Here is a 16,306-nt window from a genome sequence, read left to right on the forward strand (position 1 = left end):
TGAATATTGCGATTAATTTAGATCCTCGCGATGAGGATGAAATTACTGAGAAACTTCAGTAATCTTTACACAAATAGAATTCCCAAAAAGCGTACGGGAGCGGTGATTTGACGACTTTAGAGACATTTGAAATTGAAACGGCTGAGACACTTCTCCGTTTGCTAGTATTGCTGCTGTTTGTGCTAGCGGTTGCCTTCTTCGTGGCGGCAGAACTCGCGATCGTATCGGCTGCAAAAGGCGAAATCGATCATTTAGCGCAGCAAGGCAATCGTGCAGCACAGCAAGTTCAATATGCCCAAAACAATTTAGGGCAATATTTATCGGTAACGCAGACGGGGACAACGGCGGGTAGTCTGGTTTTGGGTTGGTTGGGGGAAGGGGCGACCGTGCATTGGATCGAACCGTGGATTGCGCTACTCCCGATCGCGCATTTGCCTGCGATGATCACGACGCATACGATTGCAACTGCGATCGCATTTCTGATTGTTACGTATGTCGAAATCGTACTGGGTGAACTGGTTCCAAAAGTATTAGCGGCTCATGCGCCAGAAAGAACAGCACTGTTTCTGATTCGTCCGCTGCAATTTTGCTTTTATCTCTTCTTTCCAGCGCTCGTGATTCTGAATGGAACCGTTCGATTGTTAACGGGGCGGATTACTCAGAAAGAAAATCATCAGGATGCGCTCGTTCCGAAAGACGCTCACTCGATCTTGCTCGCTGGGACGGTGGAGGTGAGCCAACTGAATGAGCAATTTGATTTAGGCTTATCTGCAAGTGATGCTTATCGGACGATCGCGGGATTCATGGTGCATCATTTAGCACGGGTTCCCACAACAGGTGATCGCCTTCAGTGGGGAGAGCTAGAACTGGAAGCAACGCGGGTGGTAGAAAATCAGGTCGAGAAGATTTTACTTCGGCGCGTGACGAGTCCTTTGATCGCTGAAATTGGTGAGAAAGAACTAGCTACGCGCTCTTAAAACGTGCAAAAACTCCGAGTCTGTCAAGACTCGGAGTTCTAATCGGAGGTCTAAGAGGCTATGCGATCGCGCCTGCGAGGCTTCTTTGTGGCAGAGAATTTCTCAAGCGATCGCCATACAGAGCTAAAGCATTGCCGCTCAGTAAGAGTTTGAGGTGATCACGATCGTAGTTCGTCACTTCAGCTGCCGATTTCACGCAGTCTCGCAGTACGCCATCCCAATGACCGTAGTCACCCGAGAAGCAAGCGAGCCGTTTACCCATCTCGCCCATCGCGGCAGGGAGATAAGCCGGAGCCGGATCGTCAGACTCAAACGACGTAAAGATTTGACCACGCTCGAAGTACTCCATCGGATCGCGATGTTTCAGCTCAAAGTGTTCGTACAAGCTAGCATCATTGATCTTGGTGGGATCGTGCTGCTTCGTCCACAGTAGATCGAATAAGTTCTTCGCTTGGGTCACAATGCTGCTGCTATTGTGCGCCCCTTGCTCTTGAATCATCAGCTTCGTAAACTCAAGTGCGGAAGGACGATAGGGATGCTTCGGATCAAAGTCCCGAATCCGTTTTTCCCAATGTTCATGGAAAGAATGCGCCAAATCGGGCAGCCAACCGCATCCGCCTTCTAGGAAGCCAACTCTCAAGGTTGGATAGCGCTCAAACACACCGTCAAAAACCATTCGAGCCAGTGCTAACTGTTGCTGGTTTCGCTGCACGAAAATATGGCTCAACACGAAAGTTTCGGTGTGATCCGAGAGTCCGCCCACCATGTAAGACCCAGGCCCGCCATGAATGCCCAAGGCAATATCGAGTTCAACCGCAGCTTGGATAATCGGCTCAAAGTCAGGATGTGAAATTGTTTTGCAAGTCCGAACTTCGGGAAACGCTTCCGGCGCTTTTGGATGGGGAATGGCAATATTTGGAGGCACTGCAACCCCAATTAAGCCTAATTCCTCGACGCAGCGATGCATCTCTTTCACCGACTCTTGCACATCTTGAATCGGTAAAACGCCGATCGCTTTCAAGCGGTTATCGTAGCCCTTACAATCCTCGGCAATGTAGTTGTTGTAGGCTTTGCAAAGCGCGACGGCTAAATCTCGATCGAGATAACTGCCAAAACTGAGATTCCAAGTGCCATAAATGACTTGAACATCGACCCCTTCTTGATCCATGTGCTCAAGTCGCGTGCGATTAAACACAGCACCCAACGTCGTTTCGGGATGCAGATTCCGGAATCCACCTTTTCCGAGTCCTTGAGGTTGCGGGAACAGCCGCACCAAATCATTTTTTCCGGTTGCCGGATTGAAATCGACGATGCGCATCCGTTGATCGCCGAGATTATCAACAATTAATGTCACACGATCGCGATATTCAGGTTCAATATAATCGCGAATCACAAGCGGATTTTCAAGTTTATGAGCATCGGCATCGATGACCAATATGCCGTTATACATAAATGATTACTCCAAAATGAATGTTATGAATGAGCGTTGAAACGTTGAAAAATTTCTCGAAATCCAAACCAATGATCAAATGACCAAGACAATGAAGCGAGGATGGTAATGCCAGGATATTTCACAAAGGCGGGGTGATTTTTTTCAAACACGGCATGACCGCCCAAAGCAAAAACCTGAGTCAGAACAAGACACACAAGTGTCCATCGCCAGTCAATGAATAAAAAAATCACAGCGGAGATCGCTAACGCATTAGTTAAGTGATGAAGTTTTTGATTAATAGGGTGTTGGTGAGATGCAATGAAATGAGTCTTTGCTTCACGGTAGTAGCTCATGAAATCGTTCATGAGTCCCTCCTATTGGACACGGTTTTCCGAACGATAACATAAGCATCTGGAGGGCAATAACCGCTCAAGCATTCGTAACGCGGCAGTCTAAATTTGTAATTTATAGAAAAATAAAGTAACAAAAACTTTAGCTAAAATTTAGAATTTGTGAGTGTGCCAACGATTCGGCATCGCGTTTTTTCAAATATAAATGTGCCAACCTAGGTGACTTCGAGATTGGCACATTGATGCAAATGCTTTTTGTTGTGTTGTCCGAAATTTATAGCTGCCAAAAATTGGGATTGTTGATACCGAGTCCGATCGTACTGAAACCCAGTGTCGAAGTATACGATCGACCAATATTTGCAAAGGCTGAACTCCCATTGGGTCCTGAAACTGCGCCTGTTTGGATCATGGATAAAAATTGATTAAAAGCAGTCAAGGTCGCTGCCCAATCTGCGCCGCCTTGAAGATCTTCACTGGCAGGTGGAGTTTCTTCAAAATTGAGATCAGAAATAATCATAAATGGCTCCTACAAAAAGAATAAAAATCGCGCATTCAAGAAGTATTAAATACGCGATTTATGTCGAACTTCAAGAGAAGAGTAGCTTAGAAAAAAATCGGTTTTCTAAACTTATGCACCCAATGCGATCATGCTAAAACCACCTGAGTTGATTTTCACGTGTTGAGCATTAGCGAACGATGCTGTACCAAGAGGGCCAGACGTTGTGCCCGATTGCATAGCCGAAAGCTCTTGTTTGTAGTAGTTACCAGTGATCGAAAGATCAAGTCCACCTTCGAGTTCGTTTGCTTCAACTGCGATTTCTTGATAGGTCAATTCATTGATAATCATGATGTTCTCCGTTTGGGTTGAATGTTTTTGTGGTTAACAACTTTGATTTGAAGCTGTTATGTATAAGGTATCGGTTTGAATTTAGAAATAGGGCATATCTTGCTATTTATGTAGCCAAAATGGCGTAGTTTTTTAGCACTGCCAAAAGCAAAGCATTGTAAAATTCCTCTTAAAATTCAGAACAGGCTAGGTTTTTGCGAGACAATGACGGCAGCCTCGAATTCTCAAATTCATCGATTACAAGTCTGTATCTATGACTGCCACATCCACCGATTCAACATTTTCAACGTCTCAATCCCTACAGCATCAGATTGTCATTGTCGGAGGAGGGGCTGCCGGAATTACGGTTGCTGCACAATTAATCGCTCAGGATGCAGCCCTAGATGTTCTGATTATTGAGCCATCCTCTCAGCATTATTATCAGCCTGCTTGGACAATGGTTGGCGCAGGCTGCTATTCCTATGAAGACACCGTGCAGCCTGAGCAAAATTGCATTCCGAACGGTGTGAAATGGCTGCAAGACGCGGCTGAATCTTTTGATCCTGAACAAAATCAGTTGCGAACCCGCGATGGCAAAACTGTATCCTACGAAGCGTTGGTCGTCTGTCCTGGTATTCAACTGAACTGGAAGGCAATTCCAGGATTAGAAGAAGCATTGGGTAAAAATGGCGTGTGTAGTAACTATGCGATCGCAGGCGCAAACTACACTTGGGAATTGCTGAATAACTTTAAGGGAGGGAATGTCTTATTTACCTTTCCTGCAACGCCGATTAAATGTGCGGGTGCGCCTCAAAAAATTATGTACTTGGCGGACGAGATTTTTCGCCGCAATGGAGTCCGAGAAAAATCGAATCTGCTTTACTGCACAGCGGGTCCTAAGATTTTTGCGATCGAAACATTTGTTTCTCCTTTAATGCAAGTCGTCGAACGCAAAGGAATTCAGCTGAAAACGAAACATAATCTCAAGGAAATTCGGGGTGAGGCGAAGGAAGCCGTTTTTGAAGTCACCACCGATGCGGGGACTGAAACGATCGTAATGCCCTATGAGATTCTGCATGTGGCTCCACCGATGAGCGCTCCGGACTTTATCAAAAATAGTCCGCTGGCTGTCTCTGCGCCGGGAGGTTGGGTAGATGTGCATAAACACACGTTGCAGCATCAGCGCTATCCCAATGTGTTTAGTCTCGGCGATGCTTCTTCGTTGCCGACCTCGAAAACGGCTGCTGCCATTCGTAAAGAAGCGCCTGTACTCGTACAAAATCTACTCAGTCATTTGCAGAAGCGACCCTTAGAAGGAAATTACAACGGCTATAGCTGTTGTCCCTTGATTACTGGATTTGGCAAAACGATTTTGGCAGAGTTTGACTATGACGGTAAGCCAGAGCCGAGTTTTCCACTCGATCCGACTCAGGAACGCTACAGTATGTGGATTCTCAAGCGACATGTGCTGCCCTGGGTTTATTGGAATCGCATGTTGAAAGGCAAACAGCACGAAGGAGAAATTATTCGCTCATTTGTCTGATAGATTGGAGCGTTTCGACGTTGAATCAGCGATCGAGTCGCGATCGCTGATTCAAAAAATTGATGGGGAGATGGGGAGAAGCAACCATGATTTCAGATCTTCCCCCTATCTCCCCATTAGATTTAGGGCTTGCTACGCATTCAAATACCGTTCAACAATCTGGACAATCCGTTCTGATGCCAGTCCATCTCCGAACGGACTGACTGCATTCGCCATCGTTTGATACGCACTTGCATCACTCAATAACGTTCCAGCTTCCTGCAAAATACGATCGGGATTTGTTCCAATCAATTTTGCGGTTCCCGCCATCACTGCTTCTGGTCGCTCTGTCGTTTCTCGCAGCACCAACACGGGCTTACCCAGGCTCGGCGCTTCTTCTTGAATTCCGCCTGAATCCGTTAGCAATAGATAACATCGCTGCATTGCGCCGACGAGTTCGGTGTAATCCAATGGCTCTGTTAAAAAGACGCGCGGGTGATCTCCCAAGATTGCGGTCAAGGGTTCTCGCACGGTCGGATTGCGATGCAAGGGTAACAACAAAGCTGTATCTTCAAACTGATTCAAGACCTTCAAAAATCCTTGAGCGATGTCTTCGATCGGTTGCCCCCAATTCTCGCGCCGATGCACAGTTGCCAGGATCGTTCGATACTTCGACCAATCCAGTCCCGGAATCTCACAAGCAGGTTGACGATTCGCAACTGTTAACAACGCATCAATCACAGTATTTCCCGTCTGATGAATTTCTCCCAGAACGCCTGATTTCTGTAGATTTTCTACCGAAAGCGAAGTCGGCGCAAAGTGAAGTTGCGTAATCTGGGAAACTAATCGTCGATTTGCTTCTTCTGGATACGGATTAAACACATTCTCGGTTCGTAGTCCTGCTTCGACATGTCCGACCGGAATTTTTTGATAAAACGCTGCTAACGCTGCTGCAAATGCAGTCGTTGTATCGCCTTGTACCAAAACCATGCGGGGTTGAAGCTTCTGAAATAATTCCTCTAATCCTCGCAGCGCCCAACACGTAATATCCGTTAAGCTTTGCTTCGGCTGCATAATCGCTAAATCATGCTGCGGCGACAGTTCAAAAAAATTCATCACCTGATCAACCATCTCGCGATGTTGCCCGGTTAGCACAATCTGAGTCTCGAACAAGCTCGATCGCTGAAACGCCTGAATCACCGGAGCCATCTTAATCGCTTCAGGACGGGTTCCCACAATCAGACAAACTGGAATTGGCAACTTTAACATCACGACTCGTTTAATAATTTCAACAGCACACGATCCCGTTTTCTGCTTTTTCCGTAGAAATCCGGAGTTCGCTCGATCGCCCAATCATCATAAATCGGGATCAACCTTCTCAATATAATTAAGAAATGTAAAGCATATTCTCATAAAAAAGCCCGACCGAAGTCGGGGGAGTCAGACCAGTTCACCGAATGATGATTAACAACGCACCCTTACTCTTCAGTCAGGTTGCAGGTCAAGGGGCAAGAAGCATACACAGAAGTATGCAGAGGGTTTTCGTTGCCGCTTAACCACCGTAAGAAATCAACTTCTTGGGGATGGATGCCTTTTGAGGTCAGCCAAGCAGCAGCCAGCATTACGCCAACTGCGTGCACACCCAGAACGCTAATTGAAACAAATAAGATCGAGCTAAATGGCAAAATCGTGTCCAAGACAAACGCCGCGAGTGCGCTCACTGAGACAACTAAAACAAAGACTGGGAAGCCAATCACAATCATGCAGACAGTCAGCGTGAAAACCCAAACCGAGAAGCTTTTCAGTGTAAACAAGACAGCAGAAGTTTCAGGGCTTTGACTGTTAGCCAAGGTCATAACTTTACTCCCAGAGTATAGAGGTTTATTTGATAGTGCGAAAACTTGTACGAGGATATGAAAACGAGAAACTCGTCTGACTGGCGGTTTCAGCAACCGCGCTTTGCTCATGAAAGTAGTATATGGAAAAGATTAGAAATAGTGAATAGTAGTTAAAGAAAGTTTAAATTTGTAGTGAATCTATGACAACGATTGAGTGAGATCACTGAATCTGGGTTCGCATTGTCACTGGGATTTCCACTGAGGATAAATACTTATCTTCCCTCACTCTGTTTTGCCATAAGAAATCTGCCACTGTCAACCCCACGATCGACGTTATTTGCGTAATCTTGATGGGAACTATTACGCAGTCAGGGCTGCATCGTTTTTGAAGACATGGAATTTTACGGAGGTTATTTCTGTAAAACTCACCATCATGACACTTACGCATTCAAATCCGAATCGTAGCCCTGCACACGACTCATCCTCGTTTGCAGGCTTTTTCTATGGCATCGCACACCCGCAAAATCGTTTTTCTCGCTAGCCAAGTCACACTGCTGTGTCTCACGAGTGTGCTGATCCCTCGGGCTGGACTCGCTCAAACGAGTCCAGCAGGTGTTCGGAAACTGGCAGCAGAAACGCAGTCTCAATCTGCAATTGCTGCGCTGAAACGACAGGGCAATCCTGCCATCAAAACGCTGATTCAGCTCGCGAGAGATGAGAAAGAGCCGCAGAAAAACCGAATTTTTGCGATCGTAGCCTTGGGTGAGTTGAATGCGCGCTCAGCGATTCCGGTCTTGAGTAATTTAGTCAGTGCTAGCCCAAAAGCGATTCGGCTAGCGGCACTCGATGCATTTACAAAGATTGAAAATCCTGGAAAAGAAGCGGTTGCTGCTCAAGTTACTGCCCTCAAGGATAAAGATACTGAAATTAAAATTGCGGCGGCTCAGGCATTAACGAATGCAGGGACTGAAGCCAGTCTCGCCATCACAGATTTGATTAGTGCACTTGCAGATCCGAATTTGAAGGTGCGAGTCAAGGCGGTTGATGCGATCGCAGCGGCAGGCTCGCAAGCCAAACCCGCGATCGCAGCTTTGATGGATACTTTGAGCTCACAGGAGCGTGAATTTAAAAAAGCGGCAGTCATTGCATTAAGTAAGTTAGGACAAGACGCAAAACCTGCGGTGCCGATCTTGGCGCAACTGCTTGCAGATCCGGATTCTGAAATTCGAGTTGCAACCGCGACAACGCTAGGAACATTAGAAGGCTATGCGGCTGAAGCAGTTCCGCAATTAGCTCGGGCATTACAAAACCCGGATCGCAATACGCGATCATTTGCCGCATCGGCCTTAGGACGGATTGGAAGTCAGTCACAACCCGCGGTTCCTGACTTGACAAGATTACTCAAAGATTTCGATAAAGATGTGCGAGCGAGCGCTGCAACTGCCTTAGGACGGATTGGGTTAGAAGCGCGATCGGCATTACCTGAATTAGTGAATGCTTTGAAAGATGAAAATGTAGGAGTTCGAGTCAATTCAGCCTTTGCCGTGGGTCGGCTGGCTGGAGCTTTACAAGATAGAGCAGCCAAACTCTCTGCTGACGAACTGAGTGCGGCTTACAGCACGCTAGAGACGGCACTCCCAATTCTGGAAGATCCGCAAGCGTCTTTTAATGAGGATGTGACGAATTCGGTTCGTCGATCGCTGAAATCGCTGAAAAATGAGAAAGACTCGCGTTTGTTTGAGCAAACCTGGGAGTGGGCACAAGCGAATCCAGCAACCGCAGGAATTGTAGCCTATCTACTGGCGATGCCGTCTCTCTGGCTGATAGTGCTGCTCATTCGTCCGATCTGGCTCCTGAAGTTGAACAATGTCCTTCAGCCCTACACGGATTTTGAGATTCCAAGTCCGACAGGTGGCAGTATCAAAATCCCGCTGAGATTTGTCTTATTTGTCGGTTGGTTTCACTATCATCCGAGAGTCCTAGATGCTTGGGTCGGGCAGCAAATTGAAGTTGCCCGCGAAGCCTTTGCGCACAAGAATACGGTCAATGATCGTAAAGTCTATATTCCGATTCCAGTGGTCATGGATGGCAATGCGATCGCAGAACTGTGTAGTGAGGATCTGCACACCACGTTCTGGGATGGTCGGCAGTGTTTACTGATTTGGGGTGAAGGGGGCATTGGTAAAACGAGCTTGGCTTGCCATCTTGCTAAATGGTCGATGTCGGACAATAAGCTAGAGCGGTTGAGCCGTCATCGGATGTTGCCTGTATTGCTTGAGCAAGAGTTAGACTTCAAATTACCAGAGGATAAGAATCCGTTCCGAGAAGCGATTCGAGGGCAGCTGCAAGCTCTAATTGATGCGGCTGAGCCGATTAGTGATGAATTTTTGGAAAAATTGCTGCGGCAGAGACGGATTTTGGTGATTGTCGATCGATTGTCTGAACTGAGCGAAGAAACCCGTCAGCAGATTCGTCCTGGGCACCCTGATTTTCCAGCGAATGCTTTGATTGTGACTTCGCGAGTTGAAGAAACGTTAGATGAAGTTCCCAAAACAACGGTGAAGCCGCTTCGGATTGAAGGCAATCGTCTGTCATCTTTCCTCGAAGCTTATCTGAATCAGCGCAGCAAGCGGGAGCTTTTCACTGATCCAGAGTACTTTGATGCGTGTAGCCAACTCTCGAAGATGGTCGGCCAGCGCAATATTACCGTGCTACTGGCAAAGCTTTACGCTGAGCAAATGATTGCTAAAAAAGACGGCAGTGAAGATACGTTGCCAGATAATATTCCAGACTTGATGTTGAGCTATTTGAATGAACTCAATCGAGATACTGCCGAAGATGAGCCTGACAATCTCATGGTGCATGAAGATGCCAAAATCATTGCTTGGGAGTGTTTAAAGCACTATTACCGTCCTGCACCAGCAAAGCGTGAAGCCATTCTTGAAGCACTCAAAGCCAAGACTAAAGCAGAGGAAGACGAAGTTAAAATTAGACTAAAGCATTTAGAAAGACGGCTGCGAATTGTCCAAGCGATCGGGCCTGCTCAAGATCAAATTTGTTTCGCGCTTGATCCACTTGCAGAATGTCTAGCAGCGTTGCATCTGGTTGAGCTTTATCAAGACGATCGATCTGCTTGGGACAACTGGTTGATACAAGCTGATGCGATGCCGGGTTCGCCTGATACGATTCAGGGTTTTCTCATGGCAATGCGAGATTGTTGCTTAACTCGCAGTGCTGAGATTGATGTGCCTGATTCTGTGTTGGAGCAATTAGGTCAAAGAGTGGGCTTGAGTGCTGAGGTACTGAGAAAATCCCAAATTGACCAGCGCATGAGACGCTTAACCCCGATGCTTTCGACTGGAGATACTGTCGATCGCATTGAGGCAATTCGCGAATTGGGCGAATTAGGAGCTGCTTCAAAAGATGTGCTTCCGGCTTTGATTCGAGAGTTTCAGGATCGTGATTGGTCTGTCCGACGAGAAGTCGCCCGTGCGATCGGGAATATTGGTCCAGAAGCGCGAACGGCTATTCCTGCCTTAGTTGAGCGATTGCGTGATGAAGATCGACGGGTCTGCACAGAGGCGATCGCGACGTTAGGGAAGTTGGGGGTCAGTGCCATTCCTGCTTTAGTGAGTGCGCTGGATGCCAAGACACCCTTTGTCCGGAGTAGTGCAGCCTGGGTGCTAGCAAGCTTCAATTCTGCCGCAAAACCTGCAATTCCAGCCCTGATTGCGGCGCTTAAGGATGAGGATTGGCAAGTTCGATGGGTGGCGGCTTATGCGCTGGGCTGTATTGGACCTGAAGCAAAATCTGCAATTCCGTCTTTGATTGAAGCGTTTCGAGGCGAATATGAGCTAGTCAGTAAAGAGGCGAGCCGGACACTTTGGCGGATTAGTGGTGAAGCAGGGGTGATTGTTTCTGCATTGGGAGGAATGCAGCAGAGTAACGATCGCAACTAAAAGAGGTAAATTCGTACTAAGCAAGAGAGATTTGTTGTTCACGACAATCAATCAGATAGGGGTATACAGATAGGGGCATAACACTATACCCGACTGAGCAATCCTCTGAATGCTGCGGCATCTAAACTTAGGGTTTTGTATCCAACTTGATCGAATAAAATCACAATCTTGTCGCCTTCGTATCGCATGACTATCCCTTTACCCCAAGATCGATGGATTACATCGCTATTGAGTGCATAAGGCTGTCTGCGATCGCACTGTGGCTCAGAAATTCCTCGTCTACAGTTATCACAGATGCCACAGTGATCGTCTTTGTGTTCGCCAAAGTAGTTGAGTAAGTAGTTGCGTCGGCACTCTCGCACTTCAGCATAACCTCGCATCATTTCTAAGCGCGATCGCTCGACTTGGATCTTTCGTTCCTGAGCTTCGATAACTGCTTCTGCTGCTTGCTCTAGCTCAGAAACATCACTTGCAACGACTTCACCTGTTGGTAGTGATTCAACGATCCCAACTCCTTCTAGCTGTGACAATGCTGCTTTGAGTTTAGTTTGTGAGAGGTTGACGACTTCTTTCAAATCTTTGGGATGAATCGGCTCAGGTTGAGCTTGAATCGTTTGGGCAACTTCTACAATCTTTTCTGAATCAAGCTTGCCACTGCCAGAGAAGAATTTTCGCAGATTTAAGTCATCGGGTGTGTAAAACAGAATCGCTTCTGCAGGTTTTCCATCTCGTCCGGCTCGTCCAATCTCTTGATAGTAAGCATCGATCGAGTCACTGATGTTGTAGTGCAAGACAAACCGAACATTCGGCTTATCGATTCCCATGCCAAAAGCTGTTGTCGCAATGATTACTTCTACTTCATCGCTCATGAATGCAGTTTGAGCCTGTTCGCGCTCTTTGGCTTTGAGTCCTGCATGATATGCGATCGCAGAAACTCCAGCCTCGTTTAATTCTGCGGTAAGCTGCTCAGTCATTTTTCGAGTTGCTACGTAGACAATTCCAGGCTTTTGCAGCTTTTGTACATGGTGAAGAAATGCCGATCGCTTTTCATCGTCATCTTTCTCGTATCGCTTCACACAGAGCTTTAAATTGGGTCGATTGAAGCCTCGAACAATCACGCGCGGATTGTTCATGCCTAATCGCTGCATGATTTCCTCACGCACAGGTGGAGAAGCGGTTGCTGTCAGTGCCAGAATAGGCGGATGTCCCACTGCATCGATCACGGTTCCTAACCGGAGATAATCAGGACGAAAATCATGTCCCCATTGACTAATGCAATGCGCTTCATCCACAACGAATAAAGAAGGTTTTGCAGCTTGAAGAAGCTCGATCGTATCCAGATTATTGAACTGTTCTGGAGCAAGAAAGAGGAATTCGAGGTCGCCTTGTCTCCAGCGATCGAGAATCGTAGAACGCTGACTTGCTGAGATTGTCGAGTTCAGAACAGCAGCATGACCAACATCAACGTCATCCTGAGAGATCGATTCAACTTGATCGCGTTGTAGAGCTAAGAGCGGGGAAATGACGATCGTTGAACCCGGAATTTGCGCGGCAGCAAGTTGGTAGATTGCCGATTTACCTGAGCCTGTTGGCATGACTGCCAAGGTGTCACGATGGTCTAAGATTGATGCGATCGCAGCTTCTTGTCCAGGGCGGAGGTCTTCATAACCGAGATGAGTTTCTGCTAATTCTTGAATGGAAACAGTCTTTTTCTTAGGCATTTCAAACTGCGATCGTGGGGTGAAGGCTCTGAGATTTGCAAGAACTCAGAGCCTTGAGAATCTCGACTTAGTGCTTATCACTTGCACCAGATAGTAAGAGCGACAATCCACCTAAAGCTGCAAGCGCGATTGTGCTGAACATTGCAGCCGGATGTTTAGTGATTACATCGCTCACACTCGGTACTTCAAGCTGTTTGAAATCGCCTTCTACGCGATCGTATCCTTGCATCGGCTCGAACAGATTATTCGGTTCTTCACCCTTCTCGTCTGAGGTTCGCTGCCCGTCAAAGCTAATCGCGAGCAGAATCGCATCGACTAAGCTTGGCGAAATCCGTTGTGCTAAATCGAGCAATCGTCCCACATCTCCAACAATGTAGTCGCGGACTGGATGTTCAGCAGCATAGAGAATCGCATCTGTGACGAGACTCGGATTATAGTAAGGCGGCAATCCCGTCGGCTTTACACCGAGCTTAGTTTTCCCTTTGTTGTAGAACGGTGTGTTAATCACCGAAGGTAGAATGTTCGCAACATTGATGTTGTTATATCCTTGATGCTTCAACTCAATGCGGAGGGCATCAAGAAAGCCTGCTGTGCCATGTTTAGAAGCAGAGTAAGGACTTTGGTAAGGTAGCGATCGCCGAGCTTCCATCGACGTAATATGAATCAGCGATCCACCTTTAGCGGCTTTTAAATGAGGTAAAGCAGCCATTGCTCCATACGCTTGCCCAGTCAAATTAACATCAATGACTCGCTTGAACTCCTCAGGAGAAATGCGATCGAACGTCGCAAACACACTCGTTGCTGCGGCATGTACCCAAGTATCAATCCGCCCAAATCGTTCAACGGTCTTATCTGCAACGGCTTTTACTTGATCAAAATCGGCTGTATCGGCTGGAACCGCGATCGCTTCTCCACCTTGCTGATAGATTGCTTCGACCAACGTTGCTAAGCCTTCTTGGCTCCGAGCAGAGACAACAACCTTTGCACCCTGCTCTGCAAACTTTAAGGCTGCATCGCGACCAATGCCACTCGATGCACCCATAATCGTGACAACTTGTTGACTAATCGGCTTTAAATTCATGCTTTTATCACTTTATTCAAGTTCGTCTTCTGTCATTCGTCGATCGTCGTAATCTTCAGAGGAACGCGGTTCAAGTTCCCAGCGGCGATCATCGCGATTTTCTAAAATCTCATTGGTATGCAGAAAGTTCCGGTCATCCATTTCTAGTCCAACGGCTCGACCGAGATCATCGACAATATCCATATCCGGAGTCATTGCTGTGCCGCCAACAGATTCATCCCCAACGGCATTAGCTTGCTCGTAGTTTGCATCAATGTCTCCCCCGGTCAAATCAGGCGAAGCTTCATGAAGTTCGTGACGACGAGCCATCATCGTCCGACCGCCTATGTTGTATCCGGGTAGTTCTTCAACTCCAGTGCCATAAGACTCTGTATACTCTTGCGGAATGTCTCCGAAGTCCTGCTCGTCTTCCAAATCATCTAAATCATCGTCTTCTACTTCGCCGCCGAGGTCATTGAGCGACGCTTCTAAATCATCGAGATCAGTCGGATTTGGAAATGCTGAATCTTTGCTGTAGGTCATGATTGTGTTCTCCGTCTTAGAAAGCATCGCACTTTTGCAAGGTAACGAATTTGAGGACTTCTGCAACTCAGCAAATAGAAAGTTTGTTGATCCATCAAAAGTAAGAGCTTTGCTTCTGTCATCAGAGCGAGGAGCGATCGATACTCCCCTCTTACGCTAGGAGAGCATTGGGACACTGGGAGATATGGTGATGACTGAAGGATCGAAGCGAGTCGCGATCTTAATTGAGCAGGGAGTAGAGGATTCAGAGTTTCAACTTCCCTACACTGCTCTGAAAAAAGCAGGGGCTGAAGTGGTGGTGCTCGGATCGCGCATCAATGAAGAATACAAGGGCAAGCAAGGCAAGCTGACAATCAAAGCAGACGCAACGACAACAGAAGCGATTGCCACGGATTTTGATGCGGTCATTGTGCCGGGAGGACAAGCTCCTGACAAGATGCGAACAAACCTGAAGACCGTACAGTTCGTAGAAGATGCACTGGAGAATGGTGTTTTAGTTGCTTCAGTCTGTCACGGGCCGCAAGTGTTGATTGAAGGTGACATGCTGAAAGGCGTTCGTGCGACTGGATTTCGAGCCATTCGCAAAGATATGCAGAATGCAGGCGCAGAATTTGTAGATGAGCCTTTGGTGATCGATGACAACTTGATTACCTCGCGTCGTCCGGGAGATCTGCCGATTTTTGTCACAGCCATCTTACAGCACTTGGGATTGAGTATTCCTGATACAACCTTGCCGCCTGTGGGCGATATGGATGCAGGCTGGTGGAAACTCGGCGAAGATTGGGGTGGTTCTAGCAAGAGCGAGATTGTTCAGGCGATTAATACTGCACTCTCCGGCGAAAAATATGGATTAGAAGCATTCCAGCACTATTTGGATAATGCCGTAGATGATGCCATGAAAGAAGTATTCCAGGAGGTTTGCCAGCATAAGCAGCAGCATGTTCAACAATTAGAAGCAAGATTATCTGTCTTGGGTGAGCAGCCTTCTCTTACGGCAAATGTGAGTAATGTCTATGCAAGCATTAAGTCCTTTTTCCAAAACAATCAAACGGATGTAGAGATTCTGCGACGCGCGCTCGGCGATATCCAAACCGGAGTCGTCGATACCTACAATCTGCGGAATAAAATCACTGATCCGGCAACAGTCGAGATTTTTGATCAGATGGAAATTACTTTGGCGCGGGATGAATCTCGGATTGCCAATCTTTACAAGGATCGATTGGGCGAACGAACTCCTCAATCTCCGATGCCATCCAGTCGTCCTGCTGCAACAGGTGCGTAAATACAGGCTTGGAACTCGGAGGAAATTCCGAGTTCCGCTTTTTCAAACAGGTTTTCAAACAGGATGAATTATGGAAACTGAATCAAACAAAATTATCAATTCCTCAGAAACGCAGCCCCAGTCTCTAACTGATACCGAAAAGTGGGCATCGATCGTCGGAGGAAGCGCGATGGTGCTGTTTGGCTTGCAACAGCGATCGCTAAGAGGAGTTTTAACTGCGATCGCAGGTGGAAGTCTTGCTTACCACGGTGCTACGGCTGAGAAAAGTCTGACCGACAAAGTGTCCGATGCAGTGGGTATCAATCAATCGCTGAAAGTTGAAAAGACCGTCACGATTAGAAAATCAGCCGAAGAACTTTACAACTACTGGCATAATTTCGAGAACCTACCGACATTCATGAAGCATGTGAAGTCGGTGACAGTCACGGATGGAACGCGATCGCATTGGATTGCTAATGCTCCATTAGGACAATCCGTTGAATGGGATGCAGACATTATCAAAGACGAACCGAATCATTTAATTGCTTGGGCATCAGCCGAAAACGCAGAAGTCAATAATTCAGGGTTTGTGCGGTTTAGTCCTGCTCCGGGCGATCGCGGAACCGAAGTCAAAGTCGTGCTGGAATATGACATCCCTGGGGGAAGAGTCAGCGCTGCGATCGCAAAACTGTTTGGTGAAGAACCAGAACAGCAGATTGGAGACGAACTTCGCCGCTTCAAGCAATTGATGGAAGCTGGAGAAATTGCAACGACGGAAGGGCAGCCTCGCTGTCATGGTTAATTTATCAAAGAGTCA

At 47.1% G+C, this 16,306-nt stretch carries 14 protein-coding genes; 5 read left to right on the plus strand and 9 right to left on the minus strand.

From position 1 onward, the window contains the following. Positions 1-107 precede the first annotated feature (107 nt). Positions 108-977 carry a CNNM domain-containing protein gene (locus J0L70_RS15520; protein ID WP_017286587.1) on the plus strand — a complete coding sequence of 290 codons (870 nt, stop codon included), beginning with the start codon at positions 108-110 and terminating at the stop codon, positions 975-977. A gap of 58 nt (positions 978-1,035) precedes the next feature. Here the strand turns inward: J0L70_RS15520 and J0L70_RS15525 are convergent, their stop codons facing one another. From J0L70_RS15525 to J0L70_RS15540, 4 genes are all read right to left on the minus strand, one after another. After that, positions 1,036-2,427 carry an amidohydrolase family protein gene (locus J0L70_RS15525; protein ID WP_287455200.1) on the minus strand — a complete coding sequence of 464 codons (1,392 nt, stop codon included), beginning with the start codon at positions 2,425-2,427 and terminating at the stop codon, positions 1,036-1,038. A 23-nt stretch (positions 2,428-2,450) separates the two neighbouring features. Beyond that, positions 2,451-2,774, minus strand: a complete 324-nt coding sequence (locus J0L70_RS15530; protein WP_287455201.1) for an Mpo1-like protein — start codon at positions 2,772-2,774, stop codon at positions 2,451-2,453. A gap of 259 nt (positions 2,775-3,033) precedes the next feature. Then, positions 3,034-3,276, minus strand: a complete 243-nt coding sequence (locus J0L70_RS15535; RefSeq protein ID WP_017286584.1) for a hypothetical protein — start codon at positions 3,274-3,276, stop codon at positions 3,034-3,036. Between the two features lie 111 nt (positions 3,277-3,387). Further along, positions 3,388-3,606 (minus strand): hypothetical protein, encoded by a 219-nt coding sequence (locus J0L70_RS15540; RefSeq protein ID WP_017286583.1) that lies wholly within the window; start codon positions 3,604-3,606, stop codon positions 3,388-3,390. 253 nt (positions 3,607-3,859) lie between these two features. Between J0L70_RS15540 and J0L70_RS15545 the strand changes: the two genes are divergently transcribed. Next, complete coding sequence (locus tag J0L70_RS15545) at positions 3,860-5,128, plus strand: NAD(P)/FAD-dependent oxidoreductase (RefSeq protein WP_287455202.1); 1,269 nt, start codon at positions 3,860-3,862, stop codon at positions 5,126-5,128. 132 nt (positions 5,129-5,260) lie between these two features. Here the strand turns inward: J0L70_RS15545 and wecB are convergent, their stop codons facing one another. Together wecB and J0L70_RS15555 are read right to left on the minus strand one after the other, a co-directional pair. Beyond that, positions 5,261-6,376 (minus strand): non-hydrolyzing UDP-N-acetylglucosamine 2-epimerase, encoded by a 1,116-nt coding sequence (gene wecB, locus J0L70_RS15550; RefSeq protein ID WP_190653581.1) that lies wholly within the window; start codon positions 6,374-6,376, stop codon positions 5,261-5,263. Positions 6,377-6,585: 209 nt separating this feature from the next. Next, a complete protein-coding gene (locus J0L70_RS15555; protein WP_017286580.1) occupies positions 6,586-6,963 on the minus strand; it encodes a hypothetical protein in 378 nt (125 codons plus the stop codon). Between the two features lie 485 nt (positions 6,964-7,448). Between J0L70_RS15555 and J0L70_RS15560 the strand changes: the two genes are divergently transcribed. Continuing rightward, complete coding sequence (locus J0L70_RS15560; protein WP_287455203.1) at positions 7,449-10,904, plus strand: HEAT repeat domain-containing protein; 3,456 nt, start codon at positions 7,449-7,451, stop codon at positions 10,902-10,904. Positions 10,905-10,987: 83 nt separating this feature from the next. Here J0L70_RS15560 and J0L70_RS15565 read toward each other — a convergent pair whose 3' ends face one another. The 3 genes from J0L70_RS15565 to J0L70_RS15575 all read right to left on the minus strand — a co-directional run bounded on the left by J0L70_RS15565 (position 10,988) and on the right by J0L70_RS15575 (position 14,228). After that, positions 10,988-12,625: a RecQ family ATP-dependent DNA helicase gene (locus J0L70_RS15565; RefSeq protein ID WP_287455204.1), complete on the minus strand. Its 1,638-nt coding sequence runs from the start codon at positions 12,623-12,625 to the stop codon at positions 10,988-10,990. Between the two features lie 67 nt (positions 12,626-12,692). After that, entirely contained in the window at positions 12,693-13,706 is a 1,014-nt protein-coding gene (locus tag J0L70_RS15570) for an SDR family oxidoreductase (protein ID WP_190653584.1), read from the minus strand. Between the two features lie 12 nt (positions 13,707-13,718). Then, positions 13,719-14,228 carry a DUF6335 family protein gene (locus J0L70_RS15575; protein ID WP_017286576.1) on the minus strand — a complete coding sequence of 170 codons (510 nt, stop codon included), beginning with the start codon at positions 14,226-14,228 and terminating at the stop codon, positions 13,719-13,721. Between the two features lie 190 nt (positions 14,229-14,418). Between J0L70_RS15575 and J0L70_RS15580 the strand changes: the two genes are divergently transcribed. Together J0L70_RS15580 and J0L70_RS15585 are read left to right on the plus strand one after the other, a co-directional pair. Further along, positions 14,419-15,510, plus strand: a complete 1,092-nt coding sequence (locus J0L70_RS15580) for a DJ-1/PfpI/YhbO family deglycase/protease (protein WP_287455205.1) — start codon at positions 14,419-14,421, stop codon at positions 15,508-15,510. 70 nt (positions 15,511-15,580) lie between these two features. Next, positions 15,581-16,291, plus strand: a complete 711-nt coding sequence (locus J0L70_RS15585; RefSeq protein ID WP_017286573.1) for an SRPBCC family protein — start codon at positions 15,581-15,583, stop codon at positions 16,289-16,291. Positions 16,292-16,306: the final 15 nt, after the last annotated feature.

The organism is Leptolyngbya sp. UWPOB_LEPTO1 (genome assembly GCF_017302695.1).
GTDB classification, from domain to species: Bacteria; Cyanobacteriota; Cyanobacteriia; order Leptolyngbyales; family Leptolyngbyaceae; genus Leptolyngbya; species Leptolyngbya boryana.

What these genes read in the sequence shown, in the direction of transcription:
- J0L70_RS15530 (WP_287455201.1), bottom strand. Translation starts at nt 2,774, where the DNA reads ATGAACGATTTCATGAGCTACTACCGTGAAGCAAAGACTCATTTCATT.
- J0L70_RS15570 (WP_190653584.1), bottom strand. Translation starts at nt 13,706, where the DNA reads ATGAATTTAAAGCCGATTAGTCAACAAGTTGTCACGATTATGGGTGCA.
- J0L70_RS15585 (WP_017286573.1), top strand. Translation starts at nt 15,581, where the DNA reads ATGGAAACTGAATCAAACAAAATTATCAATTCCTCAGAAACGCAGCCC.
- J0L70_RS15575 (WP_017286576.1), bottom strand. Translation starts at nt 14,228, where the DNA reads ATGACCTACAGCAAAGATTCAGCATTTCCAAATCCGACTGATCTCGAT.
- J0L70_RS15580 (WP_287455205.1), top strand. Translation starts at nt 14,419, where the DNA reads ATGACTGAAGGATCGAAGCGAGTCGCGATCTTAATTGAGCAGGGAGTA.
- J0L70_RS15555 (WP_017286580.1), bottom strand. Translation starts at nt 6,963, where the DNA reads ATGACCTTGGCTAACAGTCAAAGCCCTGAAACTTCTGCTGTCTTGTTT.
- J0L70_RS15525 (WP_287455200.1), bottom strand. Translation starts at nt 2,427, where the DNA reads ATGTATAACGGCATATTGGTCATCGATGCCGATGCTCATAAACTTGAA.
- wecB (WP_190653581.1), bottom strand. Translation starts at nt 6,376, where the DNA reads ATGTTAAAGTTGCCAATTCCAGTTTGTCTGATTGTGGGAACCCGTCCT.
- J0L70_RS15540 (WP_017286583.1), bottom strand. Translation starts at nt 3,606, where the DNA reads ATGATTATCAATGAATTGACCTATCAAGAAATCGCAGTTGAAGCAAAC.
- J0L70_RS15545 (WP_287455202.1), top strand. Translation starts at nt 3,860, where the DNA reads ATGACTGCCACATCCACCGATTCAACATTTTCAACGTCTCAATCCCTA.
- J0L70_RS15535 (WP_017286584.1), bottom strand. Translation starts at nt 3,276, where the DNA reads ATGATTATTTCTGATCTCAATTTTGAAGAAACTCCACCTGCCAGTGAA.
- J0L70_RS15565 (WP_287455204.1), bottom strand. Translation starts at nt 12,625, where the DNA reads ATGCCTAAGAAAAAGACTGTTTCCATTCAAGAATTAGCAGAAACTCAT.
- J0L70_RS15560 (WP_287455203.1), top strand. Translation starts at nt 7,449, where the DNA reads ATGGCATCGCACACCCGCAAAATCGTTTTTCTCGCTAGCCAAGTCACA.